Annotated in this window: 19 protein-coding genes and 3 tRNA genes; 19 read left to right on the top strand and 3 right to left on the bottom strand. The window is 69.5% G+C overall.

Translation table 11 applies throughout. The features are described from left to right. Positions 1–22 precede the first annotated feature (22 nt). Positions 23–1,273, bottom strand: a complete 1,251-nt coding sequence (locus ACZ50K_RS25015; RefSeq protein WP_468906938.1) for an amidohydrolase family protein — start codon at positions 1,271–1,273, stop codon at positions 23–25. Between the two features lie 262 nt (positions 1,274–1,535). On the opposite strand from ACZ50K_RS25015, the gene ACZ50K_RS25010 reads away from it, so the two are divergent. From ACZ50K_RS25010 to ACZ50K_RS24965, 10 genes are all read left to right on the top strand, one after another. Then, a tRNA-Thr gene (locus ACZ50K_RS25010) sits at positions 1,536–1,608 on the top strand. A 48-nt stretch (positions 1,609–1,656) separates the two neighbouring features. Next, a tRNA-Met gene (locus ACZ50K_RS25005) sits at positions 1,657–1,729 on the top strand. Positions 1,730–1,817: 88 nt separating this feature from the next. Further along, complete coding sequence (gene rpmG, locus ACZ50K_RS25000; protein WP_007265873.1) at positions 1,818–1,982, top strand: 50S ribosomal protein L33; 165 nt, start codon at positions 1,818–1,820, stop codon at positions 1,980–1,982. Between the two features lie 118 nt (positions 1,983–2,100). After that, the gene (locus ACZ50K_RS24995; RefSeq protein ID WP_468906935.1) at positions 2,101–2,553 is read left to right on the top strand and encodes an FAS1-like dehydratase domain-containing protein; all 453 of its coding nucleotides are present in this window, start codon (positions 2,101–2,103) and stop codon (positions 2,551–2,553) included. Position 2,554: 1 nt separating this feature from the next. Next, positions 2,555–2,983: a MaoC family dehydratase gene (locus tag ACZ50K_RS24990; protein ID WP_468906932.1), complete on the top strand. Its 429-nt coding sequence runs from the start codon at positions 2,555–2,557 to the stop codon at positions 2,981–2,983. Between the two features lie 103 nt (positions 2,984–3,086). Continuing rightward, on the top strand, positions 3,087–3,656 hold the full coding sequence (locus ACZ50K_RS24985) for a TetR/AcrR family transcriptional regulator (protein WP_468906929.1): 570 nt from the start codon (positions 3,087–3,089) through the stop codon (positions 3,654–3,656). A 177-nt stretch (positions 3,657–3,833) separates the two neighbouring features. Then, entirely contained in the window at positions 3,834–5,315 is a 1,482-nt protein-coding gene (locus ACZ50K_RS24980; RefSeq protein ID WP_468906926.1) for a DHA2 family efflux MFS transporter permease subunit, read from the top strand. An 82-nt stretch (positions 5,316–5,397) separates the two neighbouring features. Then, positions 5,398–5,796, top strand: coding sequence for a DUF3291 domain-containing protein (locus ACZ50K_RS24975; RefSeq protein ID WP_468906923.1), 399 nt, complete (start codon positions 5,398–5,400; stop codon positions 5,794–5,796). Between the two features lie 65 nt (positions 5,797–5,861). Then, a complete protein-coding gene (locus ACZ50K_RS24970) occupies positions 5,862–6,917 on the top strand; it encodes a UDP-N-acetylmuramate dehydrogenase (protein ID WP_468906921.1) in 1,056 nt (351 codons plus the stop codon). Between the two features lie 45 nt (positions 6,918–6,962). Next, positions 6,963–7,334, top strand: coding sequence for a hypothetical protein (locus ACZ50K_RS24965; RefSeq protein ID WP_468906919.1), 372 nt, complete (start codon positions 6,963–6,965; stop codon positions 7,332–7,334). A gap of 41 nt (positions 7,335–7,375) precedes the next feature. On the opposite strand, the gene ACZ50K_RS24960 is transcribed toward ACZ50K_RS24965, so the two are convergent. Both ACZ50K_RS24960 and ACZ50K_RS24955 read right to left on the bottom strand, forming a co-directional pair. After that, complete coding sequence (locus tag ACZ50K_RS24960) at positions 7,376–8,395, bottom strand: adenosine deaminase (RefSeq protein ID WP_468906916.1); 1,020 nt, start codon at positions 8,393–8,395, stop codon at positions 7,376–7,378. A gap of 140 nt (positions 8,396–8,535) precedes the next feature. Then, positions 8,536–9,762, bottom strand: a complete 1,227-nt coding sequence (locus ACZ50K_RS24955; RefSeq protein WP_468906913.1) for a pyridoxal phosphate-dependent aminotransferase — start codon at positions 9,760–9,762, stop codon at positions 8,536–8,538. A 236-nt stretch (positions 9,763–9,998) separates the two neighbouring features. On the opposite strand from ACZ50K_RS24955, the gene ACZ50K_RS24950 reads away from it, so the two are divergent. The 9 genes from ACZ50K_RS24950 (at position 9,999) to rpoB (ending at position 19,321) form a co-directional block, all read left to right on the top strand. Further along, positions 9,999–10,071, top strand: a tRNA-Trp gene (locus ACZ50K_RS24950). A 103-nt stretch (positions 10,072–10,174) separates the two neighbouring features. Beyond that, positions 10,175–10,456, top strand: a complete 282-nt coding sequence (gene secE / locus ACZ50K_RS24945) for a preprotein translocase subunit SecE (RefSeq protein ID WP_468906910.1) — start codon at positions 10,175–10,177, stop codon at positions 10,454–10,456. Positions 10,457–10,540: 84 nt separating this feature from the next. Then, a complete protein-coding gene (gene nusG / locus ACZ50K_RS24940) occupies positions 10,541–11,437 on the top strand; it encodes a transcription termination/antitermination protein NusG (protein WP_468906907.1) in 897 nt (298 codons plus the stop codon). A gap of 181 nt (positions 11,438–11,618) precedes the next feature. After that, positions 11,619–12,053 carry a 50S ribosomal protein L11 gene (rplK, locus tag ACZ50K_RS24935; protein ID WP_468906904.1) on the top strand — a complete coding sequence of 145 codons (435 nt, stop codon included), beginning with the start codon at positions 11,619–11,621 and terminating at the stop codon, positions 12,051–12,053. 85 nt (positions 12,054–12,138) lie between these two features. After that, positions 12,139–12,867 carry a 50S ribosomal protein L1 gene (gene rplA / locus ACZ50K_RS24930; RefSeq protein WP_468906901.1) on the top strand — a complete coding sequence of 243 codons (729 nt, stop codon included), beginning with the start codon at positions 12,139–12,141 and terminating at the stop codon, positions 12,865–12,867. A 158-nt stretch (positions 12,868–13,025) separates the two neighbouring features. Further along, complete coding sequence (locus ACZ50K_RS24925) at positions 13,026–13,973, top strand: SCO4651 family lipoprotein (protein WP_468906898.1); 948 nt, start codon at positions 13,026–13,028, stop codon at positions 13,971–13,973. Positions 13,974–14,256: 283 nt separating this feature from the next. Beyond that, positions 14,257–14,787 (top strand): 50S ribosomal protein L10, encoded by a 531-nt coding sequence (rplJ, locus tag ACZ50K_RS24920; protein WP_468906895.1) that lies wholly within the window; start codon positions 14,257–14,259, stop codon positions 14,785–14,787. A 112-nt stretch (positions 14,788–14,899) separates the two neighbouring features. Next, complete coding sequence (rplL, locus tag ACZ50K_RS24915; RefSeq protein ID WP_468906892.1) at positions 14,900–15,286, top strand: 50S ribosomal protein L7/L12; 387 nt, start codon at positions 14,900–14,902, stop codon at positions 15,284–15,286. Positions 15,287–15,838: 552 nt separating this feature from the next. Further along, positions 15,839–19,321, top strand: a complete 3,483-nt coding sequence (rpoB, locus tag ACZ50K_RS24910; protein ID WP_468906889.1) for a DNA-directed RNA polymerase subunit beta — start codon at positions 15,839–15,841, stop codon at positions 19,319–19,321. Positions 19,322–19,385: the final 64 nt, after the last annotated feature.

Below are 19,385 nucleotides of genomic sequence, written 5' to 3'. Positions count from 1 at the left end.
GCCCGCCGCCGCCCGCGCACGCTCAGGGGCCCGGCTCCATCCGGCCCTGCCGGGGCAGGTCCAGGGCCACGGCGACGGCCGAGTCGCAGTACTCCCGTACGGCGCTGGTCCGGGCCACCACCCGGCCGCGGTGGATCACGATCCGGCTGTAGGCGAGCGACAGGACCCCCGCGATCCCCTCCCCGCGCACCGCGAGCAGCTCGGCCGGGAAGCCGGCCTCCACCCGGATCTCCGGCAGGCCCATGGCCGACCGGGCCGAGGTGCTCACCGCGTCGTAGGCCTCGGCCGGGCGGAGCCCGCCCTGGGAGGCGAGCAGGTAGGCCGCTTCCAGGGGGTCGCCGCGGCCCACCGGGTTGCCGGCGTCGCGGAGCGCCCCGCTGCCGGCGGCGACCCGCACCCCGGCGGCCCGGAGCAGCCGGACCGGGGCGGTGCGCAGCCCGCGGCGCTCCAGGGCCGCGCAGGCGCCCTGGGGCAGGCAGGTGACCCGTACGCCGGCCGCGGCGAGTTGGTCGGCGGCCCGGGTGGTCACGTCGAGGGGGAGGCGGGAGAGGCCGCCGCAGGGGCCGATGGTGACCCCGGGGCGCAGCCCCCCGGCCATGGCCGCCAGCCGGGCCAGCCGGCCCGGGTCGTCGCCGTCGGTGTGCAGGTCCACCGGGCAGCCGTGTTCGGCGGCCAGTTCCAGGACGGCTTCGACGAACCCGGTGGGGTCGGGGTCCAGATCGGGGCAGCCGCCGACCACCGAGGCGCCCATCTTCAGGGCGTCCCGGAGCATGGCCAGTCCGTCCGCCCCGGCCACCCCGGTGAGCAGCCGGGGCACCGCGACGGCCGTCAGGTCGGTGAGCCCGCGCAGGGAGCGGCGGGCCTGGAGCACGGCCTCGATGGGGGCCAGTCCGTGCACATCGCCGATCCGGACGTGCGAGCGGACCGCGGTGGCCCCGTGGCCGAGCTGGAGGAGGGCCGCCTCGGTGGCCCGCCGCTGCACCTCGTCGGCGGCGTAGGAGACCGGTCCCTCGGTGTCGGCGGTGAGCGCGGTGTCCCCGTGGGCGTGCGGTTCGGCGGGGGCGGGGAGCAGCAGGTAGCCGCTCAGGTCCACCCGGGAGGGGCCGGGGGCGGGCAGGCTCCCGGCGGTGCCGACGGCCTGGATGCGGCCCCCGCTGAGCCGGACGTCCACGGTCCGGCCGTCCGTCAGCCGGGCCCCGGCCAGCAGCAGGGTGGTCGACTCGGCGGCGGATCCGTGCGCGGCGCCGTGTCCGTGGGCGTGGCTGTCGGGCATCGCGCTCCTGGCGGTGGCTCGGGCGGTTCCGGGCGATGGCCGAGGCCACGGCCCAAGATCACGCGGCGTGCTCCGAGCCTAGGGCGCCCGGCTGCCCGCTTCCGGGAAGGACCGAATAGTCGTACCGGTGTCGCGCCATGGCTCCACGGCCGTCACAGGAGCCCCTCGGGACCCCCGGACCTGCGCCGAAACCTGTTGGCCGGGCCCCGCGGACAAAGGATTTGGGCGATCGGCGGGAGGCCGTGTAATGTCTTCCCTGCTCGCCCCAATAGCTCAGTCGGTAGAGCGTCTCCATGGTAAGGAGAAGGTCTGCGGTTCGATTCCGCATTGGGGCTCTGGTGAGAGAGCTTCCCCGCCCTCGGGTGGGGAAGTGATCACATCAAAGCGGCGTAGCTCAGTCGGTAGAGCAAGCGGCTCATAATCGCTGTGTCACCGGTTCAAGTCCGGTCGCCGCTACACACAGTAGCCGATTGCGGGGTCGGTCTCCCGATCGGCTACTCTTTTATGCGTTCATCCGTCCCATAGTCCGTCAAGGAGCACTCACGTGGCTGCCACCGACGTCCGCCCGAAGATCACGCTGGCCTGCGTGGAGTGCAAGGAGCGGAACTACATCACCAAGAAGAACCGGCGTAACAACCCGGACCGCATGGAGATGAAGAAGCACTGCCCGCGCTGCAACTCGCACACCGCGCACCGCGAGACCCGCTAGTCACTGGCGAAGTCTCGAATACAGGCACCGTCATGAGGTCGTCCCCTTCCGAGGGGGCGGCCTCGTGTCGTTTCCGCACGTGTCGCCTTTGTGACGTTCTCAACAGGAGGTAGTGAGCATGGCGCTCGACCAGTCCTTCGTGGGGCGGACGTATCCGCCCACCGATCCGTATGAGGTCGGCCGGGAGAAGATCCGCGAATTCGCCGAGGCCGTCGGCGACGCGAATCCCGTCTATACGGATACCGAAGCGGCGAAGTCCTTCGGACACCCTGATGTGATCGCCCCGCCGACCTTTGTGTTCGCCATCACGTTCAAGGCGGCGGCCGCGGTGGTCCAGGACCCGCAGCTCGGGCTGGACTACAGCCGGGTGGTGCACGGGGACCAGAAGTTCAGTTATGTCCGCCCGGTGCGTGCCGGTGACCGGCTTTCCGTCACCTCCACCATCGAGGCGATCAAGTCCCTCGCGGGCAACGACGTCATCGACGTCCGCGGCGAGGTCCACGACGAGACCGGCGAGCACGTGGTGACCGCGTGGACCAAGCTGGTCTCCCGCGCCGCCGAGGAGGCCTGAGATGACGGCGAAGATCCGGTTCGCGGACGTCGAGGTCGGTACCGAGTTGCCGGCCGACACCTTCCCGGTGACCCGCGACACCCTGGTCCGCTACGCGGGCGCCTCCGGGGACTTCAACCCGATCCACTGGAACGAGAAGTTCGCCAAGGAGGTGGGCCTGCCGGACGTGATCGCGCACGGCATGTTCACCATGGCCGAGGCGATCCGGGTGGTGACCGACTGGGTCGGGGACCCCGGCGCGGTGGTGGAGTACGGAGTGCGGTTCACCCGCCCGGTCGTGGTCCCGAACGACGGCGAGGGCGCCCTGATCGAGGTCAGCGCCAAGGTCGGCGCCCTGCTGGAGGACAACCGGGTGCGGGTCGACCTGACCGCGGTCAGCGGCGGCCAGAAGGTGCTGGGCATGTCCCGCGCCGTGGTCCAGCTGGCCTGACCGGCGGATCCTCCGAAGCGTGGGGGAGAAGGGGCGCTCCGCGGCACGGGCGCCCCTTCTTCCGGCCTTGACGAGGTTAGTGATTGCGTACTAACTTCCTCTCATGGTCAGGATGAGCGCAGACGAACGGCGCGAGAGCGTGATCCGCGCGGCGGTGGGGGAGTTCGCCAAGGGCGGCTACTACGGCACCTCCACCGAGGCGATCGCCAAGCGGGTCGGCGTCTCGCAGCCCTATCTGTTCCGGCTCTTCCCGAACAAGCAGGCCATCTTCCTCGCCGCGGCCGCCCGCTGCCTGGAGCACACCCGGAGCGTCTTCGCCGAGGCCTGCGAGGGCCTGACCGGCGAGGAGGCCCTGCATGCCATGGCCACCGCCTACGGCAGGATGATCACCGAGCAGCCCGAGATGCTCCAGCTGCAGCTCCAGATGTACGTCACGGTCTCCGCCAGCGAGGCCGCCGGCGACCCCGAGCTCGGGGAGCTCGTCCGGGCCGGCTGGCTGGAGCTCTGGGACACCGTCATGCGCCCGCTCGGCGGCGACGTCGCCGAGACCACGACCTTCATGGCCTACGGCATGCTGGTCAACAGCCTGGCCGCCATGGGCTTCCCGCCCGGACACCGGATCTGGGAGGGGCTCTACCCCTCCGCCCGCCCCGGCGCGCCCGCGGCGGAGTGACACCGCGCCACCCGCGCCACCACCCGCGCCACCCGCACCTCCCGTACTGCCGGCGCCCCGCAGGGCATCGCGCCACCCGGCGCCCCGCAGGACGCCGCTTTCTGTCCCAGAAAGTTAGTCAGCAATTACTAAGTAACCGAAGTGACTGAAGTAACTGACACCACAGGGGGAGACACCATGACCACCCGGCACGAAGACAAGCTCCGCGGACCGGCCGTCTGGGCCCTGGTCCTCACCGCGGCCGCCAGCTTCATGGCGGCCCTCGACAACCTCGTCGTCACCACCGCCCTCCCGGCCATCCGCGAGGACCTCGGCGGCAGGCTCGAAGACCTCGAATGGACGGTGAACGCCTACACCCTCACCTTCGCCGTCCTCCTCATGTTCGGCGCCGCCCTCGGCGACCGCTTCGGCCGCCGCCGGCTCTTCATAGCCGGGCTCTCCGTCTTCACCGCCGCCTCCGCCGCGGCCGCCCTCTCGCCCGGCATCGACGCCCTGATCGCCGCCCGCGCCGTCCAGGGCGTCGGCGCGGCGATCATGATGCCGCTCACCCTCACCCTGCTCACCGCCGCCGTCCCCGCCGCCCGCCGCGGCATGGCCCTCGGCATCTACGGGGCCGTCAGCGGCATCGCCGTCGCCAGCGGACCGCTCATCGGCGGCAGCCTCACCGAGCACATCTCCTGGCAGTGGATCTTCTGGCTGAACGTCCCGATCGGTCTCGCCCTGATCCCGCTCTCCCGGCTCCGCCTCGCCGAGTCCACCGCCCCCGGCGCCCGGCTCGACCTCCCCGGCACCCTGCTCATCAGCGGCGGTCTGTTCGGCGTCGTCTACGGCCTGGTCAACGCCAACGCCCACGGCTGGACCAGCGCCCCCGTGCTGACCGCCCTGATCGCCGGCGGCGTCCTCATCGCCGGTTTCGTCCTGCACGGCACCCGCAGCGGCAACGCGATGCTCCCGATGCGGCTCTTCCGCAACCGCGGGTTCACCGGCATCAACTTCGCCAGCCTGCTGATGTACCTCGGGATGTTCGGCGCGATCTTCCTGCTCAGCCAGTTCATGCAGGGGGTCCTCGGCTACTCGCCCACCGAGGCCGGACTGCGCATCCTGCCCTGGACCGCCATGCCCATGGTGGTCGCCCCGATCGCCGGAATCCTCGCCGACCGGATCGGCGGCCGCCCGGTGGTCGCGGCCGGCCTCGCCTTCCAGGCCGCCGGCCTGGCCTGGTTCGCCCTGATCCTCGACTCCGAGGTCTCCTACGCCGCCCAGCTGCCCGCCCTGATCCTCAGCGGGATCGGTATGGCCCTCTACTTCGCCCCCGCCGCCCATGTGGTGATGTCCACCGTGGCCCCCGCCGAACAGGGCATCGCCTCCGGCGCCAACAACGCCTTCCGGGAGGTCGGCGGTGCCCTCGGCGTCTCCGTCCTGGCCTCGGTCTTCTCCGCGGCCGGCGGCTACCGCAGCGCGCAGACCTTCGTGGACGGCACCGTCCCCGCCCTCTGGATCGGCGCCGCCGCCGTCGGGGTCGCCGCCCTGCTCGCCCTGCTGATCCCCGGCCGCCGCGCCGGCTCCGCCCAGGGCCCGGCGAAGGCCCCGGACGCCACCGCCACCGCCGCGCCCGCCCCCGCTTCCACGGCTCCCACCACCGTCAAGACCTCCGCCTGAGCCACCCGGCACCCCCCCACCCCACCCCACCCCACCCCGCCCCGCGCCGTCCGCGCCGCCCCGCCCCGGAAGGAGTACGACCGTGCCCGACCTGCCCTGGACCCAGCCCCGCCCGCCCGCCCCCGACGCCGAAGTCCACGTCATGGCCTCCCGCTTCGAGACCCGGACCCTGCTCGGCGCCCTCAGGTTCCTGCTGAAGACCCCCGGCATCCTCCGACAGCTCCGCACCGCCCCCGGCTCCCACGGATCCGCCCTCCGGGCCCGGATCGGCTCCCGGACCTTCCTCACCCTCTCCGCCTGGCAGGACCGCGAGTCCCTCCACCGCTTCGCCGGCAGCGAGCCGCACCGCTCCAGCTCCCGGGCCGCCGCCGCGCACATGGAGCGGGCCCGCTTCACCGAGTGGACCGCCAAGGCCTCCGACCTCCCGCTGACCTGGGAAGAGGCCGAACGCCGGCTCGCCGAACAGCCCGACCGGCACTGACCCGCCGCACCCACGGTCCGTGGCCCCGCCGGGAAGCCGGGGGCACGGACCGTACTCTTGTCCACGTGCAGGAACTCCACGACGCCCCCCTCGCCCCGCTGACCACCTTCCGCCTCGGCGGCCCGGCGACCCGTCTGGTCACCGCGACCACCGACGCCGAGGTCGTCGCCGCCGTCCGCGCCGCGGACCGCAGCGGCACCCCCCTGCTGGTCATCGGGGGCGGCAGCAACCTGGTCATCGGCGACAAGGGCTTCGACGGCACCGCCCTGCGCATCGCCACCACCGGATTCACCCTTACGGGCACCGCCCTGGAACTCGCCGCCGGCGAGAACTGGAGCGCGGCGGTCTCCCGCACCGTGGACGCGGGGCTCGCCGGGATCGAGTGCCTGGCCGGGATCCCCGGCTCCGCCGGCGCCACCCCGATCCAGAACGTGGGCGCGTACGGCCAGGAAGTCTCCAGCACCATCACCGAAGTGGTCGCCTACGACCGCGAACGGGCCGAGACGGTCACCCTGACCAACGCCGAGTGCGCCTTCTCCTACCGGCACAGCACCTTCAAGGACCAGCCCGACCGCTACGTGGTCCTCCGCGTCCGCTTCGCCCTGGAGGACGCCGGCGGCCTCTCCGCCCCGGTCAAGTACCCCGAGACCGCCCGGGCCCTCGGAGTCGAGGCCGGCGACCGGGTCCCGGCCGCCACCGCCCGCGACACCGTGCTCCGGCTGCGCGCCGGAAAGGGCATGGTCCTGGACCCCGAGGACCACGACACCTGGTCCGCCGGCTCCTTCTTCACGAATCCGATCCTGGCCGGCCCCGACTACGCCGAGTTCCTCGACCGGGTCCGCACCCGACTGGGCGCCGACACCCAGCCGCCCGCCTACCCGGCCGGCGAGGGCCTCACCAAGACCAGCGCCGCCTGGCTGATCGACAAGGCCGGATTCACCAAGGGCTACGGCACCGGCCCCGCCCGGATCTCCACCAAGCACACCCTCGCCCTCACCAACCGCGGCGGCGCCACCACCGAGGACCTGCTGACCCTGGCCCGCGAGGTCGTCGCCGGAGTCCACTCCGCCTTCGGCGTCACCCTGGTCAACGAGCCCGTGACGGTAGGCGTCAGCATCTGAATGTGGTGTCCCCTGCACGGGGCCGGTACGGACCCCACCCGCCTGGTGGGACGGTCGATCCGCAGAATCGTCGCGTCCTGGCACGTCTACGACGGCGAGCGCTCCGAAGCCCCCCTCGACATCTGGCTGATCGACAGCGAGGGCGAGTCCACCCGGATCAGCACCGGCTCCGACTGGTGCCTGATCGTCGAGTGCGCCGAACCCCACGCACCGTACGAGGTGGGGGAGTGGGGCCGGATCGAGGTCGGCGAGGACCTCGGCTACCACCCCTTCCTGCGCCATCTGGGTGACACCGTGACCTCCGTCGCCGAGTTCGCCGACCCGCTCACCGGGCGCACCCTGCTGGAGCTCGGCTTCCCCGACGGCGACCGGGTCCGGGCCGACTGCTGGCAGGGCGACCTCCGCCTCACCCGCTGACCCGCCTCACCCGCTGACCCGCCGCAGCGGCCGGCCGGACCTCAGCCGGCCAGCCAGTGGTCGATGTCGCCGAGCACCTTCTCCCGGACCTCCTCCGGCGCCGCCGACCCCCGTACCGACTGCCGGGCCAGCTCCGCCAGTTCCGCGTCCGTGAACCCGTGGTACCGCCGGGCAATCTCGTACTGGGCCGCCAGCCGGGACCCGAACAGCAGCGGGTCGTCGGCGCCCAGCGCCAGCGGCACCCCGGCCTCGAACAGGGTCCGCAGCGGCACGTCCTCGTGCTTCTCGTAGACCCCCAGCGCCACATTGGACGCCGGACAGACCTCACAGGTGATCTGCCGGTCCGCCAGCCGCTTCAGCAGCCGCGGATCCTCCGCCGCCCGCACCCCGTGCCCGATCCGGGAGGCGTGCAGATCGTCCAGGCAGTCCCGGACCGAGGACGGACCGGTCAGCTCCCCGCCGTGCGGGGCCGCCAGCAGCCCGCCCTCCCGGGCGATCGCGAAGGCCCGGTCGAAGTCACGGGCCATCCCGCGCCGCTCGTCGTTGGAGAGCCCGAAGCCCACCACCCCGCGGTCGGCGTAGCGGACGGCCAGCCGGGCCAGGGTGCGGGCGTCCAGCGGGTGCTTCATGCGGTTGGCGGCGATCAGCACCCGGATCCCCAGACCGGTCTCCCGGGACGCCGACTCCACCGCGTCCAGGATGATCTCCACGGCCGGGATCATCCCGCCGAGCAGCGGGGCGTACGAGGTCGGGTCGACCTGGATCTCCAGCCAGCGGCTGCCGTCCCGGACGTCCTCCTCGGCGGCCTCGCGGACCAGCCGCCGGATGTCCTCCGGCTCCCGCAGACAGGACCGGGCGGCGTCGTAGAGCCGCTGGAAGCGGAACCAGCCGCGCTCATCGGTGGCCCGCAGTTTGGGCGGCTCCCCCGCGGTCAGCGCGTCGGGCAGCCGCACGCCGTACTTGTCGGCGAGCTCCAGCAGGGTCGACGGGCGCATCGAACCGGTGAAGTGCAGGTGCAGATGGGCTTTCGGCAGAAGCGTGAGATCTCGTACGTGCTCCATCCGGTGATCCTGCCGTACCGCGCCGCCCGGCGGGAGGGGCTTTTACCGATCGGGGGCTTGCCCGAACGCCAGAGCGGCGGCTCCCACGAGGGGAACCGCCGCTCCGGTGCGCGAAGGCGCGAGGCGCAAGGACGCAGCCGTCAGGCCTTGGCCTCGGCCAGCAGCTTCTGGATCCGGGACACGCCCTCCACCAGGTCCTCGTCGCCCAGCGCGTACGACAGGCGCAGATAGCCCGGGGTGCCGAAGGCCTCACCGGGGACGACGGCGACCTCGGCCTCGTCCAGGATCAGCGAGGCCAGCTCGGCGGAGGTGGCCGGGCGCTTGCCGCGGATCTCCTTGCCCAGCAGGCCCTTGACCGACGGGTAGGCGTAGAACGCGCCCTCCGGCGTGGGGCAGACCACGCCGTCGATCTCGTTCAGCATCCGGACCATCGTCTGCCGGCGGCGGTCGAAGGCCGTCCGCATCTCCGCGACCGCGTCCAGGTTCCCCGAGACGGCGGCCAGCGCGGCGATCTGCGCCACGTTGGAGACGTTGGAGGTGGCGTGCGACTGCAGGTTGGTCGCGGCCTTGACGACGTCCTTGGGGCCGATCACCCAGCCCACCCGCCAGCCGGTCATCGCATAGGTCTTCGCCACCCCGTTGACGATGATGCAGCGGTCGGCCAGGGCCGGGACCAGGACCGGCAGCGAGGTGAACTTCGCGTCCCCGTAGACCAGGTGCTCGTAGATCTCGTCGGTCAGCACCCACAGGCCGTGCTCGGCCGCCCACTCGCCGATCGCCTTGGCGTCGGCCTCGCTGTAGACCGCACCGGTCGGGTTGGACGGGGAGACGAACAGGACCACCTTGGTGCGCTCGGTGCGCGCGGCCTCCAGCTGCTCCACGGAGACCCGGTACCCGGTGGTCTCGTCGGCGACCACCTCCACCGCGACACCGCCGGCCAGCTGGATGGACTCCGGGTAGGTGGTCCAGTAGGGGGCCGGGACGATGACCTCGTCGCCCGGGTCGAGGATCGCCGCGAAGGCGTTGTAGATGGCCTGCTTGCCGCCGTTGGTGATCAGCACCTGCGCGGGGTCGACCTGGTAGCCCGAGTCCCGCAGGGTCTTCTCGGCGATGGCCTTCTTCAGCTCCGGCAGCCCGCCGGCCGGGGTGTAGCGGTGGAACTTCGGGTCGCGGCAGGCCTCGACGGCCGCGTCGACGATGTAGCCCGGGGTCGGGAAGTCGGGCTCGCCGGCACCGAAGCCGATCACCGGACGCCCGGCGGCCTTGAGGGCCTTGGCCTTGGCGTCGACGGCGAGGGTGGCGGACTCGGAAATGGCGCCGATACGGGCGGACACCCGGCGCTCGGAAGAAGGCGTTGCAGAGGTCATGGACCCAATCGTCCCAGACCGCAATCCGGCGCCGCACCCCGTTCCAGAGAGCGGACCGATTGCCTCCGTGGCGCCTCCAGCACCGCTCCGGACAGCTTCCATCCGCCCTCCCGCTCCATGCTGTTCGACGTCGGGGCTCTGACCACGTACACTCACCTGTCGTCGGACCTCAGCGGACCCTCCACAACGAGCGCACTCGGTGCACTCGCTCGGATGCGGTAGGTTGGGGCACGCAAAGGGTCGTAGCTCAATTGGTAGAGCACTGGTCTCCAAAACCAGCGGTTGGGGGTTCGAGTCCCTCCGGCCCTGCTCCACACTCCTTCGCCGGATGTGTGCGCAGGTACGTATTTCGATGCAGCCGTGCGGCTCAACCGGGCGCGGCACGGCCATGACCCGGATTCAGGTGAGAGACGTGACGGACGCCCTGGGCTCCATCGACATGCCTGACGCCGAGGACGAAACCCGCGAGAAGAAGGCCCGCAAGGGCGGCAAGCGCGGCAAGAAGGGCCCCTTCGGTCGGCTCGCGCTGTTCTACCGCCAGGTCGTAGCGGAACTCCGCAAGGTTGTCTGGCCCACTCGTAACCAGCTGACGACGTACACCACTGTGGTGATTGTCTTCGTGCTCATCATGATCGGTCTGGTGACCGTGATTGACTATGGGTTCCAGGAAGCCATCAAGTTCGTCTTCGGCTGATCCCCGCGGAGGGCGGCGCCTTGATGGGTGCCGCCCGTTTTCGCATGTTCCACCCATTTTTGTATCCAGGAAGAAGCCGCCACCGTGTCTGACCCGAACCTGAACGTGAGCCCCGACTCCGTCGAGTCCGTCGAGGACGAGCTCGACATCGTCGAGGCGGCGGACGCCGTGGAACCCGACGAGACCGAGCTCGCCGACGCCGTCGCGGACGAGGACGAGGCTGACGCCGAGGACGAGTCCGACACCGAGGACACCGACTCCGACTCCGACGAGGACGAGGAGTCCGACGAGGACGACGAGGACGAGTCCGCCGACTCCGAGGTCGTCGAGGCCGAGGCCGCTCCCGAGGAGCCGGCCGAACCCGTCGACCCGACCCAGGCCCTGCGCGACGAGCTCCGCCTCCTGCCCGGCGAGTGGTACGTGATCCACACCTACGCCGGCTACGAGAAGCGGGTGAAGGCCAACCTGGAGCAGCGCGCCGTCTCGCTGAACGTCGAGGAGTTCATCTACCAGGCCGAGGTGCCCGAGGAAGAGATCGTCCAGATCAAGAACGGCGAGCGCAAGAACGTCCGGCAGAACAAGCTGCCCGGTTACGTTCTCGTCCGCATGGATCTGACGAACGAGTCCTGGGGCGTCGTCCGCAACACCCCCGGCGTCACCGGCTTCGTGGGCAACGCGTACGACCCGTACCCGCTGACCCTGGACGAGATCGTCAAGATGCTCGCGCCCGAGGCCAAGGAGAAGGCCGACCGCGCCGCCGCCGAGGCCGCCGGTCTGCCCGCCCCCGCCGTCAAGCGCACCATCGAGGTCCTCGACTTCGAGGTCGGCGACTCGGTCACCGTCACCGACGGTCCGTTCGCGACCCTCCAGGCGACCATCAACGAGATCAACCCGGACTCCAAGAAGGTCAAGGGCCTCGTCGAGATCTTCGGTCGCGAGACCCCGGTCGAGCTCAGCTTCGACCAGATCCAGAAGAACTGATCCACGGGATTCGGATCTTCTGCGCGAAAGCTTCCGGACAGGTCAGATCTGCCCCCTCAAGGGCGGTCTGACCTGCTCGGTTTTCAGCCCCGCACCTGTACCCGTTATCGTGGTGCGGTATGCCTCCATCCGGATGACCGGTTGGCGGCTGGATAACTCTCACTAGGACCCGGAGAGAGCAATGCCTCCCAAGAAGAAGAAGGTCACGGGGCTTATCAAGCTCCAGATCAAGGCCGGTGCGGCCAACCCGGCTCCGCCGGTCGGCCCCGCGCTCGGTCAGCACGGCGTCAACATCATGGAGTTCTGCAAGGCCTACAACGCCGCGACCGAGTCGCAGCGTGGCATGGTCGTGCCGGTGGAGATCACGGTCTACGAGGACCGCTCCTTCACCTTCATCACCAAGACCCCGCCGGCCGCGCGCCTCATCCTGAAGAGCGCGGGCGTGGAGAAGGGCTCCGGCGAGCCGCACAAGACCAAGGTCGCGAAGCTGACGCGCGAGCAGGTCCGCGAGATCGCCACGATCAAGCTGCCTGACCTCAACGCGAACGACCTGGACGCCGCCGAGAAGATCATCTCGGGCACCGCGCGTTCCATGGGCATCACCGTCGAGGGCTGATCAGCCCCCGTAGTCCCAGTGGTAGGGCCAAGCGCTGGTCCGCACCACGACTCCACACCCTGAAGCAATCAACACAGGAGCAGAAGTGAAGCGCAGCAAGACTCTCCGCGCTGCGGACGCCAAGGTCGACCGGGAGAAGCTGTACGCCCCGCTCGAGGCCGTCCGTCTCGCCAAGGAGACCTCGTCCGTCAAGTTCGACGCGACCGTCGAGGTGGCCTTCCGCCTGGGTGTCGACCCGCGCAAGGCCGACCAGATGGTCCGCGGCACCGTGAACCTCCCGCACGGCACCGGCAAGACCGCCCGGGTCCTGGTCTTCGCGACCGGTGACCGTGCTGCGGCCGCGGAAGCCGCCGGAGCCGACATCGTCGGCAACGACGAACTGATCGACGAGATCGCCAAGGGCAACCGCCTCAACGAGTTCGACGCCGTTGTCGCCACCCCGGACCTCATGGGCAAGGTCGGCCGCCTCGGCCGCGTGCTCGGTCCCCGTGGTCTGATGCCGAACCCGAAGACCGGCACCGTCACCATGGACGTCGCGAAGGCTGTCACCGAGATCAAGGGTGGCAAGATCGAGTTCCGCGTCGACAAGCACTCGAACCTGCACTTCATCATCGGCAAGGTCTCCTTCACCGATGAGCAGCTGGTCGAGAACTACGGCGCGGCCCTGGAGGAGATCCTCCGTCTGAAGCCGTCCGCCGCCAAGGGCCGCTACATCAAGAAGGCCGCCCTGGCGACCACGATGGGCCCCGGCATCCAGCTGGACTCCAACCGCACCCGGAACCTCCTCGTCGAAGAGGACCCGGCCGCTGTCTGAGCCGGCTGAGCCGCACTCCGGCTCACCGAGGTGATCGAACCGGGCCCCGCACCTTCCCAGGTGCGGGGCCCGGTTCTTTGTGACTAGGCTGCCGAGGATCGGCGAATTCGCACGGGTTCGCGCAAAGGTTCGTACGACTGTGTACAGGGGTGGGGGACATGGAGCGGTCGGTTCTGAAACGGTTGGGCGCCTGCGCCGTCGTCACGGCCGTGGTGCTCGGCGCGGCCGGCTGCCAGGGCGGCGACAAGGCGGCCGAGCGGCCCGCCGGATCCCCCGAGCGGGCCGAGAGCTCCCGGGCGGCCACGGTGGCCCTCCAGGCCGCCTACCGCAAGACGGACAAGGCGAGCTCGGCCAAGGTCCGGATGACCGTCTCCGCCTCCGCGACCGCCGGCGCGGCCGGCACCGGCACCGGCACCATGGAGCTGTCCGGGACCCAGGGCTGGGGCGAGCGGCCGGCCATGGACATCCGGATCAAGGCGGACGGCGCCCTGCTGCCCGGCGCCGGGGCCGACGACGGCCCCAAGCACATCCTGATGCTCGACAAGGTCATGTACATCGGGCTGGACGGCGCGCTCGCGGCCAAGGCCAAGGGCAAGAAGTGGATGAAGTTCGACACCGAGGCCGCGAGCCGGGCCCTCGGCAAGGACGCCGGCAGCCCCTTCGGGGACCTCGGCCAGCAGCAGAGCATGAGCCAGGACCCGGCCAGGCAGCTCGCCCTGCTCCTCGAATCCCCGAACATCGAGCACCTGGGTGCCGAGAAGGTCGACGGGGCCCCCACCGAGCACTACAAGGGCCTGGTCACCTTCGAGGAGATGCTCGCCACCCGCGAGTCCGCCGCCGGCCTGCCCGCCGAGAAGCGCCGTGAACTGGTCGAGGCCGTCCGCAAGGCCGGCATCAAGGGCTACGACATGGACGTCTGGGTCAACGCGGACGGCTACCCGGCCCGGCTCAGGGCCGTGGTCGACTCCGGCCGCGGCGCGGTCACCCTGGACGCCCACTACACCGACTACGGCACCCCGCTCACCCTGCGGGGCCCCGACGCGGCCGAGGTCCTCGACGTCACGGCGATGCTCTTCCCGGAGAAGGGCGCCGGCCCCGCCGCCTGACCCTCCCGCCGGGCCGCCGCCGACTCACCCGGACGGCCCGATTTGCCTGAGCCGATCCGGTTCACGTATGGTTCCCCAGAAGCCAAAGACCGCTGGTCGTTGCCGTGCCCGTGAGGGGGCGGTGGCCGAAGGATCCGCTGATGCGGACGACCCGCGCAGGTGACTGTGGAAAGTTCCCGGACTCGTTCCGGTTGAGCTACGCCCTGGCGCCCGCGCCGGGGCGTTTCGTTTTTCCCAGCCCCTTCTGAGCGGTCCTCATCACCCGGAAGGAGGCCGACGCTCTATGGCAAGGCCCGACAAGGCTGCCGCGGTAGCCGAGCTTGAGGACCAGTTCCGCAGCTCGAACGCCGTTGTGCTGACCGAGTACCGGGGTCTCACCGTGGCGCAGCTCAAGACGCTGCGTCGTTCGCTCGGTGAGAACGCCCAGTACGCCGTGGTGAAGAACACGCTGACCAAGATTGCGGCCAACCAGGCCGGGATCGCCTCGCTGGACGACCAGTTCGCTGGTCCGACCGGGGCCGCCTTCATCACCGGTGACCCGGTGGAGTCGGCGAAGGCTCTGCGTGACTTCGCCAAGGAGAACCCGAACCTCGTCATCAAGGGCGGTGTCCTTGATGGCAAGGCGCTGACCGCCGACGAGATCAAGAAGCTCGCGGACCTCGAGTCCCGCGAGGTTCTGCTCAGCAAGCTGGCCGGCGCGTTCAAGGGCAAGCAGTCCCAGGCTGCCTCGCTCTTCCAGGCGCTGCCGTCGAAGTTCGTCCGCACCGCGGAAGCGCTTCGCGTCAAGCTCGCCGAGCAGGGCGGTGCCGAGTAATTCGGCTCGCGCACTGATCCGAGCGCTCTCGCGCACGGGTCGTAGCGGGCCGTAAGTACGCCCGCCTCTCTATACATCCGGCACCTGCCGAAAAGTGGAAGGATCGCCCATCATGGCGAAGCTCTCTCAGGACGACCTCCTCGCCCAGTTCGAGGAGATGACCCTCATCGAGCTCTCCGAGTTCGTGAAGGCCTTCGAGGAGAAGTTCGACGTCACCGCCGCCGCGGCCGTCGCCGTTGCCGCCCCGGGCCAGGGTGGCGGCGACGCCGCTGCCCAGGAAGAGGAGAAGGACGAGTTCGACGTCATCCTCACCGGCGCCGGCGACAAGAAGATCCAGGTCATCAAGGTCGTGCGCGAGCTGACCTCCCTGGGTCTGAAGGAGGCCAAGGACCTCGTCGACGGCACCCCGAAGCCGGTCCTCGAGAAGGTCAACAAGGAGGCCGCCGAGAAGGCTGCCGAGTCCCTCAAGGCTGCCGGTGCGGCCGTCGAGGTCAAGTAACACCTCCGAGGCCGCCTGACGGCCTCAGACGAAGGGCGATCACCCGTAAGGGTGGTCGCCCTTCGGCGTACCCGAAAAGCCTGGTTTGCCCTGCTCCCGTAGGGGAGTATGGTGATCTTCGTCGTCCTCCCGGCGGGCCCCGAGCTGATCCGCACGGAGCAGAGGGCCTTGACGAACGGGACGCGGCGCGCAATTCTCAGACCCGTCGCGAGACGCACAGATCGATCCGAATCCGAGGCATGGATCGATTACGAAGAGGGCAGTATCGATACGCGCTCTGTGTACGAGGGCCGCAGCGTTAACAACAAGGGGAAGGCCTGTTGCCGGTTTCCGGAAACCTGGTCTGGACATCAGTGAGCCAAGTGGCTACACTGACCCTTTGCGCTGCCTGTTAGCTGCCCCCTGCCCGTCGCCAGGGGCATGCCCACGCTAGAGCACACAGACTGAACGTCTCTGACCTGGTCTTTTGGCCGGATGAGAAACCGTATGTCTTCTGTGTCGGCTGGGACCGGTACGCGCGTAGTGAGTCCGAGCCCTCGGAAGGACCCCCTCTTGGCCGCCTCGCGCAACGCCTCGACCAATACGAACAACGGCGCCAGCACCGCCCCGCTGCGCATCTCCTTTGCAAAGATCAAGGAGCCCCTCGAGGTTCCGAACCTCCTGGCGCTGCAGACCGAGAGCTTTGACTGGCTGCTCGGCAACGCCGCCTGGAAGTCTCGCGTCGAGTCGGCGCTGGAGAGTGGACAGGACGTCCCCACGAAGTCCGGTCTGGAGGAGATCTTCGAGGAGATCTCGCCGATCGAGGACTTCTCCGGGTCGATGTCGCTCACCTTCCGCGACCACCGGTTCGAGCCGGCGAAGAACTCCGTGGACGAGTGCAAGGAGCGCGACTTCACGTTCGCGGCGCCGCTGTTCGTCACGGCCGAGTTCACGAACAACGAGACCGGTGAGATCAAGTCTCAGACGGTCTTCATGGGCGACTTCCCGCTCATGACCAACAAGGGCACCTTCGTCATCAACGGCACCGAGCGTGTCGTGGTGTCGCAGCTGGTCCGTTCCCCGGGTGTCTACTTCGACTCCTCCATCGACAAGACCTCCGACAAGGACATCTTCTCCGCCAAGATCATCCCTTCCCGGGGTGCCTGGCTGGAGATGGAGGTCGACAAGCGCGACATGGTCGGTGTCCGCATCGACCGCAAGCGCAAGCAGTCCGTCACCGTCCTCCTGAAGGCTCTCGGCTGGACCACCGAGCAGATCCTGGAGGAGTTCGGCGAGTACGAGTCCATGCGCGCCACCCTGGAGAAGGACCACACCCAGGGCCAGGACGACGCGCTGCTCGACATCTACCGCAAGCTGCGTCCGGGCGAACCGCCGACCCGCGAGGCCGCTCAGACGCTGCTCGAGAACCTCTACTTCAACCCGAAGCGCTACGACCTCGCCAAGGTCGGCCGCTACAAGGTGAACAAGAAGCTCGGCGCGGACGAGCCGCTGGACGCCGGCGTGCTCACCACCGACGACGTCATCGCCACCATCAAGTACCTGGTCAAGCTGCACGCCGGCGAGACCGAGACGGTGGGCGAGAACGGCAACCAGATCGTCGTCGAGACCGACGACATCGACCACTTCGGCAACCGCCGTCTGCGCAACGTCGGCGAGCTCATCCAGAACCAGGTCCGCACGGGTCTGGCTCGTATGGAGCGCGTCGTCCGCGAGCGCATGACCACGCAGGACGTCGAGGCCATCACGCCGCAGACCCTGATCAACATCCGGCCGGTCGTCGCCTCCATCAAGGAGTTCTTCGGCACCAGCCAGCTGTCCCAGTTCATGGACCAGAACAACCCGCTGTCGGGGCTGACGCACAAGCGTCGTCTGTCCGCCCTCGGCCCGGGTGGTCTGTCCCGTGAGCGGGCCGGCTTCGAGGTCCGCGACGTGCACCCGTCGCACTACGGCCGTATGTGTCCGATCGAGACCCCCGAAGGCCCGAACATCGGTCTGATCGGCTCGCTCGCCTCTTACGGCCGGGTCAACGCGTTCGGTTTCGTCGAGACCCCGTACCGCAAGGTCGTCGACGGCACCGTCACCGACGAGGTCGACTACCTGACCGCAGACGAGGAGGACCGCTTCGTCATCGCCCAGGCCAACGCCGGCCTGTCCGACGACATGCGCTTCACCGAGTCCCGCGTGCTGGTCCGCCGCCGTGGCGGCGAGATCGACTACATCGCCGGCGACGACGTCGACTACATGGACGTCTCCCCGCGCCAGATGGTGTCCGTCGCCACCGCGATGATCCCCTTCCTGGAGCACGACGACGCCAACCGCGCCCTGATGGGCGCGAACATGATGCGCCAGGCCGTTCCGCTCATCAAGGCGGAGGCCCCGCTCGTCGGCACCGGCATGGAGTACCGCTGTGCGGTCGACGCCGGTGACTCGATCCGTGCGGAGAAGGACGGTGTGGTCCAGGAGGTCTCGGCCGACTACATCACCGTGGCGAACGACGACGGCACGTACACCACGTACCGCGTCGCCAAGTTCTCCCGCTCGAACCAGGGCACCTCGGTCAACCAGAAGGTGATCGTCAACGAGGGCGACCGGATCATCGAATCCCAGGTCCTCGCCGACGGCCCGGCGACCGAAGAGGGCGAGATGGCCCTCGGCAAGAACCTGCTCGTGGCGTTCATGCCCTGGGAAGGCCACAACTACGAGGACGCGATCATCCTGTCGCAGCGCCTCGTCCAGGACGACGTCCTCTCCTCGATCCACATCGAGGAGCACGAGGTCGACGCCCGTGACACCAAGCTGGGCCCCGAGGAGATCACCCGGGACATCCCGAACGTCTCCGAGGAGGTCCTGGCGGACCTCGACGAGCGCGGCATCATCCGCATCGGTGCGGACGTCGTCGCCGGCGACATCCTGGTCGGCAAGGTCACGCCCAAGGGTGAGACCGAGCTGACCCCGGAGGAGCGTCTGCTCCGCGCGATCTTCGGTGAGAAGGCCCGCGAGGTGCGTGACACCTCGCTCAAGGTCCCGCACGGTGAGATCGGCAAGGTCATCGGCGTCCGCGTCTTCGACCGCGAGGAGGGGGACGAGCTTCCCCCGGGCGTGAACCAGCTGGTCCGCGTCTACGTCGCGCAGAAGCGCAAGATCACCGACGGCGACAAGCTCGCCGGCCGCCACGGAAACAAGGGCGTCATCTCCAAGATCCTTCCGATCGAGGACATGCCCTTCCTGGAAGACGGCACGCCGGTCGACATCATCCTCAACCCGCTGGGTGTCCCGTCCCGAATGAACCCGGGACAGGTCCTGGAGATCCACCTCGGCTGGCTCGCCAGCCGCGGCTGGGACGTCTCCGGCCTCGGTGAGGACTGGGCCGAGCGTCTGAAGGTCATCGGGGCCGACCGTGTCGAGCCCGGTACCAACGTCGCCACCCCGGTGTTCGACGGTGCCCGCGAGGACGAGCTCGCCGGCCTGTTCGAGCACACCATCCCGAACCGCGACGGGGACCGCCTGGTCCTCCCCTCCGGCAAGGCGCGCCTGTTCGACGGCCGCTCCGGCGAGCCGTTCCCGGACCCGATCTCGATCGGGTACATGTACATCCTCAAGCTCCACCACCTGGTCGACGACAAGCTCCACGCGCGTTCGACCGGTCCGTACTCGATGATCACGCAGCAGCCGCTGGGTGGTAAGGCGCAGTTCGGTGGCCAGCGCTTCGGTGAGATGGAGGTGTGGGCGCTGGAAGCGTACGGCGCCGCCTACGCCCTCCAGGAGCTGCTGACCATCAAGTCCGACGACGTCACCGGCCGAGTGAAGGTCTACGAGGCCATCGTCAAGGGCGAGAACATCCCCGAGCCGGGCATTCCCGAGTCCTTCAAGGTGCTCATCAAGGAAATGCAGTCGCTCTGCCTCAACGTGGAGGTGCTGTCCTCGGACGGCATGTCCATCGAGATGCGCGACACCGACGAGGACGTCTTCCGCGCGGCGGAGGAGCTCGGAATCGACCTGTCCCGGCGCGAGCCGAGCAGCGTCGAAGAGGTCTGACGGGCCCGGCCGGGGGATCCCCGTGATCCCCCGGCCGTCCCCGGGACCGTTTCAGACCACTGAT

This window comes from Streptomyces sp. NPDC033845 (genome assembly GCF_055576225.1).
Note: the sequence above shows the minus strand (reverse complement) of the source record. Positions and strands in the feature narration are given on the sequence as shown.